Source organism: Noviherbaspirillum massiliense JC206 (assembly GCF_000312045.1).
Lineage (GTDB): Bacteria > Pseudomonadota > Gammaproteobacteria > Burkholderiales > Burkholderiaceae_D > Noviherbaspirillum > Noviherbaspirillum massiliense.
The window spans coordinates 895005-909860 of record NZ_HE978634.1; the positions used below are offsets into that span (position 1 = coordinate 895005).

The window sequence follows — 14856 nt, forward strand, 5'->3', positions numbered from 1 at the left end:
ATTGTCGTTCAACGAATCTCTGGCTCGGGACACGGCGATCTCCGCACTCAGACCTTGTAATAGCGTTCGGCGCGGCTTGCTGCGCGTGCGGCTGCTTCCTTTGGCGTCTTCGCGCCGCTGGCGGCTTCCGCCACCATGTCGAGCACGATGTAGTCCGCCATTGCCGCAGCAGATGCCAGGCCGAGCGGGCCGGAATAACCGTTGTCGAGCATGATCGAGGCGCCATCGCGGTAAGGCGTGTGCTTCGGATCCTCGGTCCAGACCGGATTGGACTCATAGGCCTTGAGCGGCTGGGACACATAACCGATGGCCGCCTTCATCCAGGGGTTGTACTGGTCGGACTCCATCATGAACTGCAGATAAGCCTTGGCCGCATTCGGATATTTGGAATACTTGAACAGCATGGACTGGGTGAATTGCATCAGTTCGGTCGGCTTGCCGACGGGACCGATCGGGAAGCGTGCATGCTGGATGTCCTTCGCCATCTCTTGCAATTTCGGGTCGGGCGAGTTCTTGGCGGAATAGTAGACCGAGATGCCGTTGGCGGTCAGGCTGACCTGGCCGTCCAGGAAGGCCTTGTTGTTCGAGGGGTCCAGCCAGGACAGCGTGCCGGGCACGAAGGTCTGGTAAAGCTCCTTGGCGTATTCGAGCGAGGCAACCGTTTCGGGAGAATTGACCACCACATTGCCCTTGTCGTCGACTAGCTTGCCGCCATGCGACCACAGCAACCAGTGTGCCCAGTTGTTGCCGTCGCCTACTGCTTTCCCGAGGGCAAATCCGGGAGGCGTACCCTTGGCTTTCAATGCCTGGCACAGCTTCAGGAAGCCGGCTGTATCCTTTGGAATGGAATCGAAGCCCGCCGCCTTGATATGGCTTTCACGGTAGACCAAGGCATTGCCGATCACGCCCAATGGCAGTCCGATCCACTTGCCGTCGCGGGTGCCGTATTTCTTGCAGACGTCATACCAGCCGCCGTACTTGTTGCCGAGATAGCCGGCCAGGTCGGTCAGGTCGACAAGCTTGTCCGGGTACTGATGCGGATCGTCGAACCAGCCGATGATGATGTCCGGTCCGCTGCCAACGTTTGCCGCCACGGCCGCCTTGGGTCGGACATCTTCCCAGCTCTCGTTGTCGATGCGGACATCGACGCCGGTCAGCTGGGTGAATTTCTTGGTGTTGGCTATCCACGTGTCTTCATCGCCCTGCACGAACCGCTTCCAGCGCAGCACGCGCAGCTTCGCGCCTTTCTCCGGCGTATAGCGCAAGTTGCCGGGTGCCGCGGCAAAGGCTGTGCCGCCGAGGGCCGACGCTGCGGCGACGGTTGCGGTGGATATCAGGAAATCGCGTCTTGTAAATTGGCTCATGTCTCCTACTCCTTGGTTATCGGGACGAAGTCCCCTGCGGTTGTGTGGGCCTGCCTTTCAATCATGCTGCACCAGTGCGCGACCGGTTCCGGCATCGAACAGATGCGTCTGCTGATGGTCGGGGCGCAGATGGATCAAGTCGCCGGCAGTAAAGTCGTGGCGCTCACGGAACACCGAAGTCAGTTCGGTGCCGCAAAAACGGGAATACACCTGGGTGTCGGCGCCCGTTGGTTCCACCACGATCACGCCGGTCGGAATGCCGTCGCCGGGCTGGCCGAGCGCCAAGTGCTCCGGGCGCACGCCATAAATGACCTTCTGCCCGTCCATGCCTTCGACATTCGTCGGCACTGGCAGGCGTGTGCCATCGGAAAATTCGACCTCCGCATCCATGCCCTTGCGGCGCAGCGTGGCGGGAATGAAATTCATCGCCGGAGAGCCGATAAAGCCGGCGACGAACAGGTTGGCTGGACGGTCATACAAATCGAGCGGCTTGCCGCGCTGCTCGACCACGCCGTCGCGCATCACAACGATCTGATCGGCCATGGTCATGGCTTCGATCTGGTCGTGCGTCACGTACACCGAGGTGGTTTTCAGACGCTGGTGCATTTCCTTGATTTCGGTACGCATCTGCACGCGCAACTTGGCATCCAGGTTGGACAGCGGCTCGTCGAACAGGAATACCTGCGGATCGCGCACGATGGCGCGGCCCATGGCGACACGCTGACGCTGCCCGCCCGACAGTTGGCGCGGATAGCGATCCAGCAGGTCTTTCAGGCCGAGGATGTCCGCCGCCTTTTCTACCCGCTGGCGGATGCTTGCCTTGTCGCTTCTTGCCAGCAGCAGGGAAAACGCCATGTTGTCGAACACCGTCATGTGCGGATACAGCGCATAGTTCTGGAATACCATTGCGATGTCGCGTTCCTTTGGCTGCATGTTGTTGACGACCCTGCCGCCGATCGCAATTTCGCCTTCGCTGATTTCTTCCAGTCCCGCCAGCATGCGCAGCAGCGTCGATTTGCCGCAGCCGGAAGGTCCCACCAATACTGCGAACTGGCCGTCGTCGATGTCGATATCGACGCCGCGTATCACCTGGGTGGAACCGAAGTATTTCTGGACTGCCTGTATCTGCACGGATGCCATGTTGTCTCCTCACTCCTCTTCCCACTCCGTTTGCGGTTTCGTATTTTTTTATTGCTTCAGCTGCCTTCGATCGCTGCGTATGACCGTCTTCCGCTGCGCTTGCGGGTGGCCATCCGTGATGGACATCGTCAGTGATTGTCCTTCGGCACGCCCGCGCCGCTCTTGCCGACCAGGAAATCCAGGTCTGCGCCGCGATTGGCCTGCTGGACACGCTCGAAATACAACCGGGTCCAGCCCCTTTCCATCGGCGGCTCCGGCGCCTTCCATTCCGCGCGGCGCCGCTCCAGCTCTTCATCGCTCACGTCCAGATGCAGCTTGCGCGCTTCCACATCCAGTTCCACCATGTCGCCGTCCCGCACCAGTGCCAGTGGCCCACCCGCCGCTGCCTCCGGCGCCACATGCAGGACCACGGTGCCATAGGCGGTGCCGCTCATGCGTGCGTCGGATATGCGCACCATGTCGGTAATGCCCTTGCGCAGGACTTTCGGCGGCAGCGGCATGTTGCCGGCTTCTGCCATGCCGGGATAACCTTTCGGGCCGCAATTCTTCAGGACCAGCACGCAGTTCTCGTCGACATCCAGGCTTTCGTCGTCGAGCCTTTCATGCATGTGGTCGCTGTTCTCGAACACGACGGCGCGCCCCCGGAGCTTCAACAGGGCGGGCGTCGCCGCGGACGGCTTGATCACCGCGCCGTCCGGGCAAAGGTTGCCGCGCAGGACGGCAATCCCTGCGCGCTCTTTGAAGGGGTGCTCGTACGCATGGATCACGTCGCGGTTCCAGTTCGATGCGTCCTTGCAGTTGTCCCACAGTGTTCTTCCGTTGACCGTCAGCGTATCGCCGTTGATCACCGGCTTCAGTTCGCGGATCACTGCCGGCAGCCCGCCGGCATAGAAAAAATCTTCCATCAGGTAGCGCCCCGACGGCTGCAGGTTGACCAGGCAGGGCAGGTCATGGCCAAGTGCATCCCAGTCTTCCAGGCTGAGGTTGACGCCGATGCGCCCGGCAATCGCCAGCAGATGGATGACGGCATTGGTCGAGCCACCGATGGCAGCGTTGACCCGGATTGCGTTTTCAAAGGCGGCACGGGTCAGGATCTTCGACATCGTCAGGTCTTCCTTCACCATTTCCACGATGCGCCGACCGGAGGCCCGCGCCAGCACATTACGGCGTCCGTCAACGGCGGGAATGGCGGCATTACCGGGCAAGCTCATGCCCAGCGCCTCTATCATGCTGGCCATGGTGGAGGCAGTGCCCATCGTCATGCAATGACCGTGCGAGCGGTGCATGCAGCTTTCGGCTTCGAAGAATTCCTCCTGCGCCATGCGACCGGCCCGCACTTCTTCCGACATCTGCCAGACGCCGGTGCCGGAGCCGAGTTCACCGCCGCGGTATTTCCCGTTGAGCATCGGTCCGCCCGAGACACCGATGGTCGGCAGGTCGCAGGAAGCGGCACCCATCATCAGGGCAGGCGTAGTCTTGTCGCATCCCATCAGCAGAACCACACCATCGATCGGATTGCCTCGGATCGATTCCTCGACATCCATGCTGACGAGATTGCGGAACAACATGGCCGTCGGCCGCAATAAGGTTTCGCCGAGCGACATCACCGGGAATTCCAGCGGAAAGCCGCCGGCTTCCCAGACACCGATCTTGACCTGCTCCGCGAGTGTGCGGAAATGCGAATTGCAGGGCGTAAGCTCCGACCAGGTATTGCAGATGCCGATCACCGGCCGGCCGTCGAACTGGTCATGCGGAATGCCTCGGTTCTTCAGCCAGGATCGGTAAATGAAGCCATCACGGTCATGCCGCCCGAACCAGGCCTGGCTGCGGCGCAATGGGCGCTTGGAATCGGTCATGCTTTCTCCCTTCGTTTTGCTGCTGGTCTCTCTTGCAAAGGTCAAGAGATAAGGCCGAGGATCGACAGTGCAAATGCATCTTCGCCAAAGCCATGGTCTTCACGTTTGATTGACTTGCCGGAAGCGGTATCCGGGATGCCGCTGGACTGCATCGGAATCGATATCTCGTGTGTCACTGCGTCTCCTCATCCTGCTAGCCAAAATGCCGATGAACTCGTCGGTTCAGTTCATCCAGCTTGTTTGAAGCGACAAACCGCAAAAGCACGAATAGGTAAAGTGGTATTACCAATCTAGGCGGCTTGCGCCAGCCAATTTCAGCATTGTGGTCCGCTTCGAATTATCTGCGCATCAAAATGGCTGGATATTTGATTAATCACAAATGATTTGCCCGCGGCATGGTCCGCGTACCGGATTGCCCGGCCCCGGCTATGGACATTCGGCGAAGGCGCTGCATACAATGCAGGGCCTTGCCGGACTGGTAAGGCCACTTTGTGCCACCGCTCCATATTTTGCGAAGAGGGAAGAGATGGGGGAGCATGCCCGTTACGACTTTTCAGGGCGCCATGCGCTGATTACCGGCGGCGCAGCCGGCATCGGGCTGGCAATTGCGAAGCGGCTCGCAGAGGGTGGCGCAAGTGTCAGCCTCTGGGATCGCGATACGGCGGCGCTCGAGCAGGCGCGGAATGCATTCGGCCCGAAGCCGCCGCATGTCATTGCCGTGGACGTCGCCGACCCGGCCGCGGTCGCGGCAGCATGCGATGCCAGTCTGCGGGTCTCCGGCGGCATTGATATCCTGGTTAACAGCGCAGGCATCACCGGGCCGAACACGGTGCTGTGGGAGTACCCGGTGGACGACTGGGACAAGGTGATGAGCGTGAATCTGCGTGGCCCTTTCCTGTGTTGCCGTGCCGTCGTGCCTCACATGCGCGCGAAGAATTTCGGCCGCATCGTCAACATTGCCTCGATCGCCGGCAAGGAAGGCAATCCGAATGCATCCGCTTACAGCGCATCGAAAGCGGGCCTGATCGCAATGACGAAATCGCTTGGCAAGGAACTCGCGGAAACCGGAATCACGGTCAACTGCATTACCCCGGCGGCGGTGCACACCGGCATGTTTGCACAGATGACCCAGCAGCATATCGATTACATGCTGTCCAAGATCCCGATGAACCGCTTCGGCAAGGTGGAGGAAATCGCGGCGCTGGTGGCATGGCTGGCGTCGGAAGAGTGCTCCTTTTCCACCGGTGCGGTGTTCGATATTTCCGGCGGCAGGGCAACATATTGATGAATAAGTCCGATCCATATTTCGTTGCCGGCTAGTACCTGCGGATATTCGAGCAAGCAGAAGGATGAGTCGAGCCTGTCGAGACATGCAAGCATGGGGTGGGGTACCGCGTGCTGCATGTAGCCGCGGTCTGCGAATTTGTTTGACGGAGTGCGAAGCAGCTGCATCTACCGAGCATCAAGAAACGGAACACATTCATGCCCATTCAAGCAGTCGAATCGCAGAGACTTTACCGCCAGATCAGCAACCAGTTACGCGCACTGATTATTGCCGGAGAATTCCCGGTGAAATCCCGGCTGCCTGCCGAGCGCGACCTTGCGGCGCAGCTCGGGGTCAGCCGGCCGTCATTGCGCGAAGCCCTGATTGCGCTGGAGGTCGAAGGATATATCGAAGTGCGCATGGGCTCCGGGATCTACGTATGCGAAATCCCGTCCAGCCAGGCCTCGGGATTCGACCTGTCGGCGGAAGAGGGACCGCTGGAGCTGATCCGTGCCCGTGCCATGATCGAAGGCGAGATCGCGGCAACCGCCGCCAGGGTCGGGCGCAAGTCGCAGTTCGATGCGATCGCGGAAGCGATCGAGATGATGGAGGGGGACGCCCGCGCAGGCCGGAAGCCGCTGGAAGCGGATCGCCTGTTCCATGTCAGGATGGCGGAGGCGACTGGCAATTGCGTGCTGGTCGGTGTGGTGAAGCGTCTGTTCGATGCCCGCCTCGGCCCCTTGTTCGACCAGCTGGACAGCCACTTCGAGACGGCCGAGGTCTGGGCCCAGGCGATCGCCGAGCACCGGGAGGTATTGAAGGCCTTGCGCGCAAAGAATGCGGCAGGGGCCAGGGCTGCCATGCAGCGGCACATGGATATCGCCTACAAGCGTCTGACCTCCAGTCTGACCCGTGCTCCCAGGAAGGCACGCGAGCCGGCTCGCCAGGTCAGGCGTTCACCTGCCCCAGTTGCAAAGCCGAGAACAGCGGGAACGCGTAGAAAGGCGGCATGAATTTCAAGAACAAAAGAGCGTACGTAAATCGATATGGGCAAGAGTAGTGAAGGTACCGGGAACCCGGGCCGACTGCATTCGATAAATCCCGGTTCGGGAATATCCTGCTGAAGTCAGGATATTTGCCCGGCCAGGGCCGCCATGACTTGTGGCGCATACGGGATCGGTTCGACCGCTCCCCAGCCCTGGGTGGACAAGGCCGCCGCGACATTCGCATAACGCACAGCATCGGCGAGCCTGTCGCCCGCTGCAAGACGAGCCAGCAGGCTGCCATCAAAGCAGTCGCCGGCTCCGGTCGCATCGACCGGGACGACCGGAAGCGCCGGGACGTGTTGGGGAGTACCGCCACGCTCGGCGAACCAGGCACCATCGGCGCCGCATTTCAGGACTGCGGTCCGGGCGCCGTGTGCGAAGCACCAGTCGAAGAGTTGCGGTACTTCAGATACGCCGGACAGGGTTTGCGCTTCCTCGAGGCTGGGCAGAAACAGATCGGTCCGGCCTATGCTCGACTCGATCACTGCTTTTGCGCGCTCCAGCGGCCACAGGCGCAGCCGCAGGTTGGCGTCATAGCTGACACGTACGCCGTGGGCACGAGCCAGTTCGATGGCGGCAGCAACGGTGGCGCAGGCCTCGGGGCTGATCGCCTGTGAAATGGCTGACACATGCAGCCAGCTCGACTGCGCGACCGGCGTCAGCGGCAGATTGTCCGGCGTCATGCGGCTGGCGGCCGAGTCGGCGCGCAGGTAGCTGAAGTGATGGCCAAGCGTATCGTGCCTGACGAAGTAGATGCCGGTATGGAAATCCGCATCCCGCATGACATGCTTGGTCGCCACGCCTTCGCGCTGCCAAAGGTCGAGCAGCATCTGGCCGAAATCGTCCTCCCCGATCCGCGTCAGGTAAGCAGTCCGCGCGCCCTGGCGGGCGGCAGCGATAACGGTATTCGACGTGTCGCCGCCAAAGCTCTGCCGATAGAGCGAAATACCGGGCGTGGTCTGGTTGAACTCGATCAACGGCTCGCCCAGGGCGATCAGGTCGAAATTCACGGCTGTTCTCCCTCCATGCAGCTGAAGGAGCCATTATCGTCCATGGCAGTCCCCTCATCCCGGCGTTCTTATGCGGTTTGAAATGGATCAATTCATAAAGTGGTCTGACCAATTTATCATACGAGATCCGCTTGACGACAATGGAGGCTGATCGTATGGCACAACGCCTGGCTAACAAGACCGCACTGGTCACCGCAGCTGCACAGGGCATCGGACGGGCCACTGCTGAAGCATTCGCGCGCGAGGGTGCACGCGTGATTGCCACCGATATCAATGATGCCCTCTTGCACACGCTTGCCGGCTGCACCGTGCGCCGGCTGGACGTGACCGATGCCGGCGCAGTCGCTGCCCTGGCGCAGGAGATCGGTCCGGTCGATGTGCTGTTCAATTGCGCCGGATTCGTGCATCACGGCACCATCCTCGAATGCGATGAGGATGCCTGGGATTTATCATTTGATCTTAATGTCCGCTCCATGTATCGTTTGATGCGCGCTTTCCTGCCCGGCATGGTGGCGCAAGGCAAGGGATCGATCATCAACATGGCTTCGGTCGCTTCCAGCATAAAGGGTGCGCCGAACCGCTTCGTGTACGGCGCCACCAAGGCGGCCGTGATCGGCATGACGAAGTCGGTGGCGGCGGATTATGTCGCGCGCGGCGTGCGCTGCAATGCGATTTGCCCGGGGACGATAGAATCACCGTCCTTGCGGCAGCGGATCGAGACACAGGCGCGCAATAGCGGCCAGAGCCCGGAGGCGGTGGAAGCGGCGTTTGTCGCGCGCCAGCCGCTGGGACGTCTCGGCAAGGCTGAAGAAATCGCTGCGCTGGCGGTGTATCTCGCCTCGGATGAAAGCGCGTTCACAACCGGGACCACCCATGTGATCGACGGCGGGTGGTCAAACTGATTTGAATGAAAAGGGGACACGGAATGAAATTGATGCGTTACGGGGCGAAAGGGCAGGAAAAGCCCGCGCTGGTCGATGGCAACGGGCGGGTACGCGACTTGTCGAAAGTGGTGCCCGACATTACCGCGGCAATGCTGTCAAAGGAAGGGCTGGCAAGGCTGGCTGCAGTCGATGCCAACAGCCTGCCGGTGGTGGAAAAGCCGGGGCGCATTGCACCGCCCTATGCGGGGATCGGCAAGTTCATCTGCATCGGCCTGAATTTTGCGGATCATGCCGCGGAGTCCGGGATGCCGGTGCCCAAGGAGCCGATCCTGTTCCTGAAGACGAACAATGCGGTCATCGGCTGCAACGATCCGGTGGTATTGCCGCAGGGCTCCGTCAAGACCGACTGGGAAGTGGAACTCGGTGTGGTAATCGGTACCAAGGCGCGCTATGTATCCGAAGCCGAGGCGCTGCAATACGTGGCCGGCTATTGCGTGTGCAACGACATTTCGGAGCGCGAGTACCAGCTCGAACGCGGCGGCCAGTGGGACAAGGGCAAGGGCTGCGATACCTTCGGCCCGGTGGGGCCATGGCTGGTGACTGCCGATGAAGTGCCGGACCCGCAGAACCTCGACATGTGGCTGGACGTGAACGGCCGCCGCTTCCAGACCGGCAATACCAGAACGATGGTGTTCGGTGTCGCCCAACTGGTCAGCTACATCAGCCGCTTCATGACGCTTTATCCGGGCGATATCATCAGCACCGGGACACCGCCCGGAGTCGGCATGGGGCAGAAGCCCGCGCCGGTTTACCTGAAACCGGGCGATACCATGCGGCTGGGCATTGCCGGCCTGGGCGAGCAGAACCAGACGGTGCATGCGTGGAATCCTGCATTGATTGATGACTGACCATGCAGCCGAAGCGGAATTCGCTTCGGCTACGCCGCTCGCCAGGACCAATTTGGTCCGGTACCAGCGTCTTCCTTTAACATATTCCTGTCGGAGAAATTTTCAATGACAACCCCAGCACTTCCTCTCGATCCGACAATCATCCGGGCCCTGTCCGGTATATCGACGGCCACGCTGACCACTGTCCTCCTCAAGAAAGGCCTGCGCAATGTATGGATGCGCGGAACCGTCCCGCTGCGGCCGGGCCAGCCGCGCCTGGTAGGGCGCGCCTTCACCCTGCGCTTCGTACCGGCCCGGGAAGACCTTGCCACGCCGGAATCCTGGTCCTCGCCGATTTCGACGCGGGCGGCGATCGAAGCGATGCCGGAAGGCTGCATCGCGGTGGTCGATGCGATGGGCGTGACCGATGCCGGCATCTTCGGCGACATCCTGTGTGCACGCATGAAGAAGCGCGGGGTCGCGGCGCTGATCACCGACGGCGTGGTGCGCGACGTGGCAGGTGTCCTCGACACCGGCCTGCCGGTCTGGTGCCGGGGTGTGGCGGCGCCGCCTTCAGTGGCGGGGCTGACCTTCGTGAACTGGCAGGAGCCGATAGGCTGCGGCGGCGTGGCGGTATTCCCGAACGATGTCGTGGTGGTCGATGCCGACGGCGCGGTCCTGATTCCGGCAGCCTTGCTTGATGAAGTGGTTGCAGCAGCTTCCGAGCAGGAAAACCTGGAAGCCTGGATCATGCAGGAAGTTGAGCGCGGCGTGCCCTTGCCCGGTCTTTACCCGCCCAATGCCGAAAACAAGGCGCGCTATGAGGCGCAAAAAGCGGCGCAGAAATCGGGCGGAAAGTCCTGATACTGCATCCCATCGAAAAATAAGCCGGCACGCCGGCTTATTTTTTTTCGAAGAGCACCTGCATGCGGGCCCGATACGCTGCCCGAATGTGGGAGCGTGCTGCAGATTCGGCTGCAGCCGGATCGCGGTGCTCGATGGCGGAGACGATTTCCTCGTGTTCGTCGATGGCTGTGTCCGAGCGCCCCGGCAATGCCAGAGTGGTCTGGCCCAGGAGCGCCATCGACTCGCGCAAGGTGCTCAGCGTTTTCAGCAGATAGCGGTTGTGCGCACTGAGATAAAGGGTGTCGTGAAAAAGCTTGTTGTTGGTGGATAGCGCGGCGGAGTCGGGGCCGATTTCGCGATCCTTTTCGGCGATCCTGCGCAGCATGGTAATTTCGGTGTCAGTCGCATTCCTGGCCGCGAGGCCGGCCGCGGTTCCCTCCAGCACTTCCCGCATGACATAAAGCTCGTCGACCATTTGATGGTCCAGCTCGGTGACGATCATGCCGCGCCCGGGATCGTTGGCGACCAAACCGTCATTCAGCAGGCGTCCCAGCGCTTCACGAACCGGCGTGCGGCTGGTTCCCAGCCACTGCGCGAGTTCCACTTCCCGCATTCTCGTGCCCGGCGTCAATTCGCCGGACTGGATGGCATCCCGTATCTGACGGTAGACCAGTTCCCCACGGGGCACCGAGGCTTTTTCGGCTTGCCGGAAAGGCGGATTGGCGAGGCGTTCTGAAGTCATCGGGTGTTTTCAATGGAAAAGAATCGTGGATAGTGCAGCCCGCAGGCGCCGGACAGGACAGCTGGCAAGCAAGCCCGCATTTTGTCACTAATGCCATGATAATGCGGGAAAAAATCTTTTGCATGCGAATGTATACATTGCCTTTGAGATAGTGCATACTTTTGTATACATTAACCATCCAGCAAAACGGAGTTCCAGGTGAAATTTGATGTACTGGTGATCGGGGGAGGCAATGCCGCGCTCTGCGCCGCCCTGATGGCGCGCGAGGCTGGTGCGAGCGTCCTGCTGCTGGAAGCGTCCCCACGCGAGTGGCGCGGCGGCAATTCGCAGCACACCCGCAACCTGCGCTGCATGCATGACGGTCCGCAGGATGTGCTGGTCGATTCCTATCCTGAGGAAGAGTTCTGGCAGGACTTGCTGAAAGTCACAGGCGGCATCACTAACGAAAAACTGGCGCGCCTCGTGATCCGCGCCTCGTCATCCTGTCGCGACTGGATGCGCAAGCATGGTGTGCATTTCCAGCCGCCGCTGTCGGGCGCCCTGCACGTTGCACGGACCAATGCGTTTTTCATGGGCGGGGGCAAGGCGCTGGTCAATGCCTATTACCGCAGTGCCGAAGCCCTGGGCGTGCAGATTCGTTACAACGCACCGGTCGATGCGATCGAACTGGATAAGGGCCGTTTCGTCGCGGCGCGCATCGGCAGCGAGCGCATCGAAGCGCGCACCTGCGTGCTGGCAGCCGGCGGTTTCGAATCGAACCGCGAGTGGCTGCGCGAAGCCTGGGGCCAGATCAACGGCGAATGGGTCGCCGACAATTTCCTGATCCGCGGCACCCGCTTCAACAAGGGCACGCTGCTGAAGTTCATGATCGATGCCGGCGCCGATGCGATCGGGGATCCAACCCAGGCGCACATGGTGGCGATCGATGCACGTGCGCCGCTGTACGACGGCGGCATTTGCACCCGGGTGGATTGCGTATCGCTCGGCGTCGTGGTCAACAGCCACGCCGAGCGCTTTTATGACGAAGGCGAGGATTTCTGGCCGAAGCGCTACGCGATCTGGGGCCGCCTCGTCGCGCAGCAGCCGGGCCAGATCGGCTATTCCATCATCGACAGCAAGGCCATCGGCCGCTTCATGCCGCCGGTATTCCCGGGCGTGAAGGCCGCCTCGCTGCCCGAACTGGCACAGAAGCTTGGCCTGGACGAACAGACGTTCATGCGCACCTTGAATGACTACAACGCCGCCTGCCGCGTCGGCACCTTCGATCACGCGGTGCTTGACGACTGCCACACCGAAGGGCTCACGCCGTCCAAGACCCATTGGGCGAGGCCCATCGACACGGCACCGTTCTATGCCTATGCACTGCGGCCCGGCGTTACGTTTACCTATCTCGGCCTGAAGGTCAATGAACAGGCCGCCGTCCACTTTGGCGGCGAACCCAGTCCCAATCTATTCGTGGCCGGCGAAATGATGGCCGGAAATGTGCTCGGCAAAGGCTATACCGCCGGCGTCGGCATGTCCATCGGCACGGCCTTCGGCCGGATCGCAGGCACGCAGGCGGCACAGGCCGCCATGAAGATCAAGCAGAAGGATACGGAATATGCAGCAGCTTGAGGCGCTCATCGAGGAAGCACGCGTCGAAAAGGCGCACGCCATGCCCGTGCAGTCGCTGGCGTTGAGCGAAAACGAAGCGGAAGTCAATCGTCAGATGCAAATCTGCAATGCGTGCCGCTACTGCGAAGGCTTCTGCGCGGTATTCCCGGCAATGACGCGCCGTCTGGAATTCGGCAAGGCCGACATCCACTATCTCGCGAATCTCTGCCATAACTGCGGCGCCTGCCTGCACGCATGCCAGTATGCGCCGCCGCATGAATTCGCCGTCAATGTCCCGCAAGCCATGGCCAAGGTGCGCGGCGATACCTATGCCGCCTACGCATGGCCGCCTGCGCTGGGTGCGCTATACAAGCGCAATGGCCTCGCGGTTGCGCTCGCCATGGCTGCCGGCCTCGCGCTGTTCCTGATCCTTGCCATCGCACGCAATGGTTCGCTCCTGCAGGCGCAGCTCGCGGGTAATTTCTATGCAGTCTTTCCCCACAACCTGATGGCAGGCATGTTCGGTGCGGTATTCGGATTTGCGGTCCTTGCGCTGGGGATGGGTGTCACGCGATTCTGGCGCAAGGTGTCGCCGGGCCATGCGACCGCGCCGGCCGTTGGTGAAGCCGCAAGAAATGTGCTGACGCTGACTTACCTCGATGGCGGGCATGGAGAGGGCTGCAATGAAGCGGACGATAAATTTACGCTGGCGCGCCGGCGTTTCCATCACTTCACCTTCTACGGCTTCATGCTGTGCTTCGCATCCACATCGGTCGCGACCCTCTACCACTACGTGCTTGGCCTGCATGCGCCGTATGCCTTGACCAGTTTGCCGGTGATCCTCGGCGTCCTCGGCGGCATCGGCCTCTTGATCGGTCCTGCCGGGCTGCTTTGGCTGAACCTGCATCGCCATCCGCAGCAGGGCGACGTGAATCAGCGCCCGATGGACCGCGGTTTCATCGCCTTGCTGCTGCTGGCAAGCGCGACCGGACTGGCTCTGCTGGCATGGCGCGAAACGGCAGCGATGCCGGTGCTGCTCGCCGTGCACCTGGGAATCATCATGGCCCTGTTTGCGACACTGCCTTACGGGAAGTTCGCGCATGGCATTTACCGTACTGCGGCCTTGCTCAAGTCGGCCATCGAGAAGCGGCAACCCAACCGACTGCAGCTCGGTTCAGACTGAGGCGACCGACACTTCGCAACTTTTCTCGTTCTTGCAACCAACTAACAGGAGACAGCATGAAACTTGTATCCCGACGCACCGTACTCACCGCGCTCTTTGGCGCAGCCGTGGCCGCTGCCGCGCCGACCTTTGCCGCCGATAATTGGCCAAGCAAGCCGATTACGCTCGTCGTGCCGTTTGCGCCAGGCGGGACCACCGACATCCTTGGCCGCATCGTGGCACAGAAACTCGGCGAGGAATTGCACCAGACCGTTTTGGTCGACAACCGTCCCGGCGCCGGAGGGACGATTGGAGCTGCCAGCGTCGTGAGGTCGCCGGCGGATGGATACACGCTTTTCCTGGCAACCGTAGCGCATACGATGGCGCCCGGCATCTACAAGAAGCTTCCGTATGACTTCAAGAAGGATATGGATCCCTTGGGGCTGGTCGCGCTGACACCGAATGTGTTGCTGGTAAATCCGTCGGTTCCGGTAAATTCCGTGTCTGAGCTGATTGCCTACATCAAGGCTAACCCGGGCAAGGTCAATTACGGTTCCGCAGGCACCGGCAGCACGGAGCATCTCTCGGGAGCGCTGTTCCGTTCCATGACCGGCACCGACATCACCCATGTCCCCTATAAAGGCGGCGCCCCGATGATGACAGACCTGGTGGGAGGCCAGATCCAGATGGCAATCGAAACCAGTCCTTCAGCGGCACCGCATGTGCGCGGCGGAAGAGTGAAGGCCCTTGCGGTCACGACGAAGACACGTTCCGGCGCCTATCCCGGCGTTCCGACGATGGACGAGGCTGGCGTAAAAGGGTATGAAGTCACGACCTGGTTTGCGTTGATGGCGCCGCATGGCACGCCAAAGGCGATCGAGCAGCGCCTGAGCACCGAACTCGGCAAGGTCCTGAAGCAACCGGACGTCCTGAAGCATTTCGAAGAGCAAGGGGTCACCGCTGGCAACATGACGCCGGCGCAGCTCTCTTCCTTCATTCAGTCGGAAACCGCGAAGTGGACCAAGGTCGCCAAGGAGTCCGATGCTACCGTTGATTAATGGA

General features: G+C 61.2%; 14 protein-coding genes. 8 read left to right on the plus strand and 6 right to left on the minus strand.

Going from position 1 to position 14856, the window contains the following annotated elements:
- Window positions 1-47: 47 nt before the first annotated feature.
- The 4 genes from HGHM_RS04540 to HGHM_RS23805 form a co-directional block, all read right to left on the minus strand.
- On the minus strand, window positions 48-1364 hold the full coding sequence (locus HGHM_RS04540; protein ID WP_019140325.1) for an ABC transporter substrate-binding protein: 1317 nt from the start codon (window positions 1362-1364) through the stop codon (window positions 48-50).
- Window positions 1365-1421: 57 nt separating this feature from the next.
- Window positions 1422-2504, minus strand: a complete 1083-nt coding sequence (locus HGHM_RS04545; RefSeq protein ID WP_019140326.1) for an ABC transporter ATP-binding protein — start codon at window positions 2502-2504, stop codon at window positions 1422-1424.
- 128 nt (window positions 2505-2632) lie between these two features.
- A complete protein-coding gene (locus HGHM_RS04550; RefSeq protein WP_019140327.1) occupies window positions 2633-4360 on the minus strand; it encodes an IlvD/Edd family dehydratase in 1728 nt (575 codons plus the stop codon).
- 41 nt (window positions 4361-4401) lie between these two features.
- Entirely contained in the window at window positions 4402-4536 is a 135-nt protein-coding gene (locus tag HGHM_RS23805; protein WP_281004495.1) for a hypothetical protein, read from the minus strand.
- 350 nt (window positions 4537-4886) lie between these two features.
- Here HGHM_RS23805 and HGHM_RS04560 point away from each other — a divergent pair, with 350 nt between their 5' ends.
- Both HGHM_RS04560 and HGHM_RS04565 read left to right on the plus strand, forming a co-directional pair.
- On the plus strand, window positions 4887-5645 hold the full coding sequence (locus HGHM_RS04560; protein WP_026075700.1) for an SDR family NAD(P)-dependent oxidoreductase: 759 nt from the start codon (window positions 4887-4889) through the stop codon (window positions 5643-5645).
- Window positions 5646-5842: 197 nt separating this feature from the next.
- Window positions 5843-6637, plus strand: a complete 795-nt coding sequence (locus tag HGHM_RS04565; protein WP_019140330.1) for a FadR/GntR family transcriptional regulator — start codon at window positions 5843-5845, stop codon at window positions 6635-6637.
- Between the two features lie 113 nt (window positions 6638-6750).
- On the opposite strand, the gene HGHM_RS04570 is transcribed toward HGHM_RS04565, so the two are convergent.
- The gene (locus tag HGHM_RS04570; protein ID WP_019140331.1) at window positions 6751-7680 is read right to left on the minus strand and encodes a sugar kinase; all 930 of its coding nucleotides are present in this window, start codon (window positions 7678-7680) and stop codon (window positions 6751-6753) included.
- A 155-nt stretch (window positions 7681-7835) separates the two neighbouring features.
- On the opposite strand from HGHM_RS04570, the gene HGHM_RS04575 reads away from it, so the two are divergent.
- The 3 genes from HGHM_RS04575 to HGHM_RS04585 all read left to right on the plus strand — a co-directional run bounded on the left by HGHM_RS04575 (window position 7836) and on the right by HGHM_RS04585 (window position 10315).
- Window positions 7836-8582: an SDR family oxidoreductase gene (locus HGHM_RS04575; RefSeq protein ID WP_019140332.1), complete on the plus strand. Its 747-nt coding sequence runs from the start codon at window positions 7836-7838 to the stop codon at window positions 8580-8582.
- A 23-nt stretch (window positions 8583-8605) separates the two neighbouring features.
- On the plus strand, window positions 8606-9472 hold the full coding sequence (locus tag HGHM_RS04580) for a fumarylacetoacetate hydrolase family protein (RefSeq protein ID WP_019140333.1): 867 nt from the start codon (window positions 8606-8608) through the stop codon (window positions 9470-9472).
- A gap of 105 nt (window positions 9473-9577) precedes the next feature.
- Complete coding sequence (locus HGHM_RS04585; protein ID WP_019140334.1) at window positions 9578-10315, plus strand: ribonuclease activity regulator RraA; 738 nt, start codon at window positions 9578-9580, stop codon at window positions 10313-10315.
- 37 nt (window positions 10316-10352) lie between these two features.
- Here the strand turns inward: HGHM_RS04585 and HGHM_RS04590 are convergent, their stop codons facing one another.
- Window positions 10353-11039 carry a GntR family transcriptional regulator gene (locus HGHM_RS04590; protein ID WP_019140335.1) on the minus strand — a complete coding sequence of 229 codons (687 nt, stop codon included), beginning with the start codon at window positions 11037-11039 and terminating at the stop codon, window positions 10353-10355.
- A gap of 198 nt (window positions 11040-11237) precedes the next feature.
- Here HGHM_RS04590 and tcuA point away from each other — a divergent pair, with 198 nt between their 5' ends.
- The 3 genes from tcuA to HGHM_RS04605 are packed head-to-tail and all read left to right on the plus strand — an operon-like array spanning window position 11238 to window position 14852.
- On the plus strand, window positions 11238-12653 hold the full coding sequence (gene tcuA, locus HGHM_RS04595) for an FAD-dependent tricarballylate dehydrogenase TcuA (RefSeq protein WP_019140336.1): 1416 nt from the start codon (window positions 11238-11240) through the stop codon (window positions 12651-12653).
- A gap of 40 nt (window positions 12654-12693) precedes the next feature.
- The gene (gene tcuB / locus HGHM_RS04600; RefSeq protein ID WP_407635405.1) at window positions 12694-13815 is read left to right on the plus strand and encodes a tricarballylate utilization 4Fe-4S protein TcuB; all 1122 of its coding nucleotides are present in this window, start codon (window positions 12694-12696) and stop codon (window positions 13813-13815) included.
- 56 nt (window positions 13816-13871) lie between these two features.
- Window positions 13872-14852, plus strand: a complete 981-nt coding sequence (locus HGHM_RS04605; RefSeq protein ID WP_019140338.1) for a tripartite tricarboxylate transporter substrate binding protein — start codon at window positions 13872-13874, stop codon at window positions 14850-14852.
- Window positions 14853-14856: the final 4 nt, after the last annotated feature.

What these genes read in the sequence shown, in the direction of transcription:
- HGHM_RS04540 (WP_019140325.1), bottom strand. Translation starts at nt 1,364, where the DNA reads ATGAGCCAATTTACAAGACGCGATTTCCTGATATCCACCGCAACCGTC.
- HGHM_RS04545 (WP_019140326.1), bottom strand. Translation starts at nt 2,504, where the DNA reads ATGGCATCCGTGCAGATACAGGCAGTCCAGAAATACTTCGGTTCCACC.
- HGHM_RS04550 (WP_019140327.1), bottom strand. Translation starts at nt 4,360, where the DNA reads ATGACCGATTCCAAGCGCCCATTGCGCCGCAGCCAGGCCTGGTTCGGG.
- HGHM_RS04560 (WP_026075700.1), top strand. Translation starts at nt 4,887, where the DNA reads ATGGGGGAGCATGCCCGTTACGACTTTTCAGGGCGCCATGCGCTGATT.
- HGHM_RS04565 (WP_019140330.1), top strand. Translation starts at nt 5,843, where the DNA reads ATGCCCATTCAAGCAGTCGAATCGCAGAGACTTTACCGCCAGATCAGC.
- HGHM_RS04575 (WP_019140332.1), top strand. Translation starts at nt 7,836, where the DNA reads ATGGCACAACGCCTGGCTAACAAGACCGCACTGGTCACCGCAGCTGCA.
- HGHM_RS04580 (WP_019140333.1), top strand. Translation starts at nt 8,606, where the DNA reads ATGAAATTGATGCGTTACGGGGCGAAAGGGCAGGAAAAGCCCGCGCTG.
- HGHM_RS04585 (WP_019140334.1), top strand. Translation starts at nt 9,578, where the DNA reads ATGACAACCCCAGCACTTCCTCTCGATCCGACAATCATCCGGGCCCTG.
- HGHM_RS04590 (WP_019140335.1), bottom strand. Translation starts at nt 11,039, where the DNA reads ATGACTTCAGAACGCCTCGCCAATCCGCCTTTCCGGCAAGCCGAAAAA.
- tcuB (WP_407635405.1), top strand. Translation starts at nt 12,694, where the DNA reads ATGCCCGTGCAGTCGCTGGCGTTGAGCGAAAACGAAGCGGAAGTCAAT.
- HGHM_RS04605 (WP_019140338.1), top strand. Translation starts at nt 13,872, where the DNA reads ATGAAACTTGTATCCCGACGCACCGTACTCACCGCGCTCTTTGGCGCA.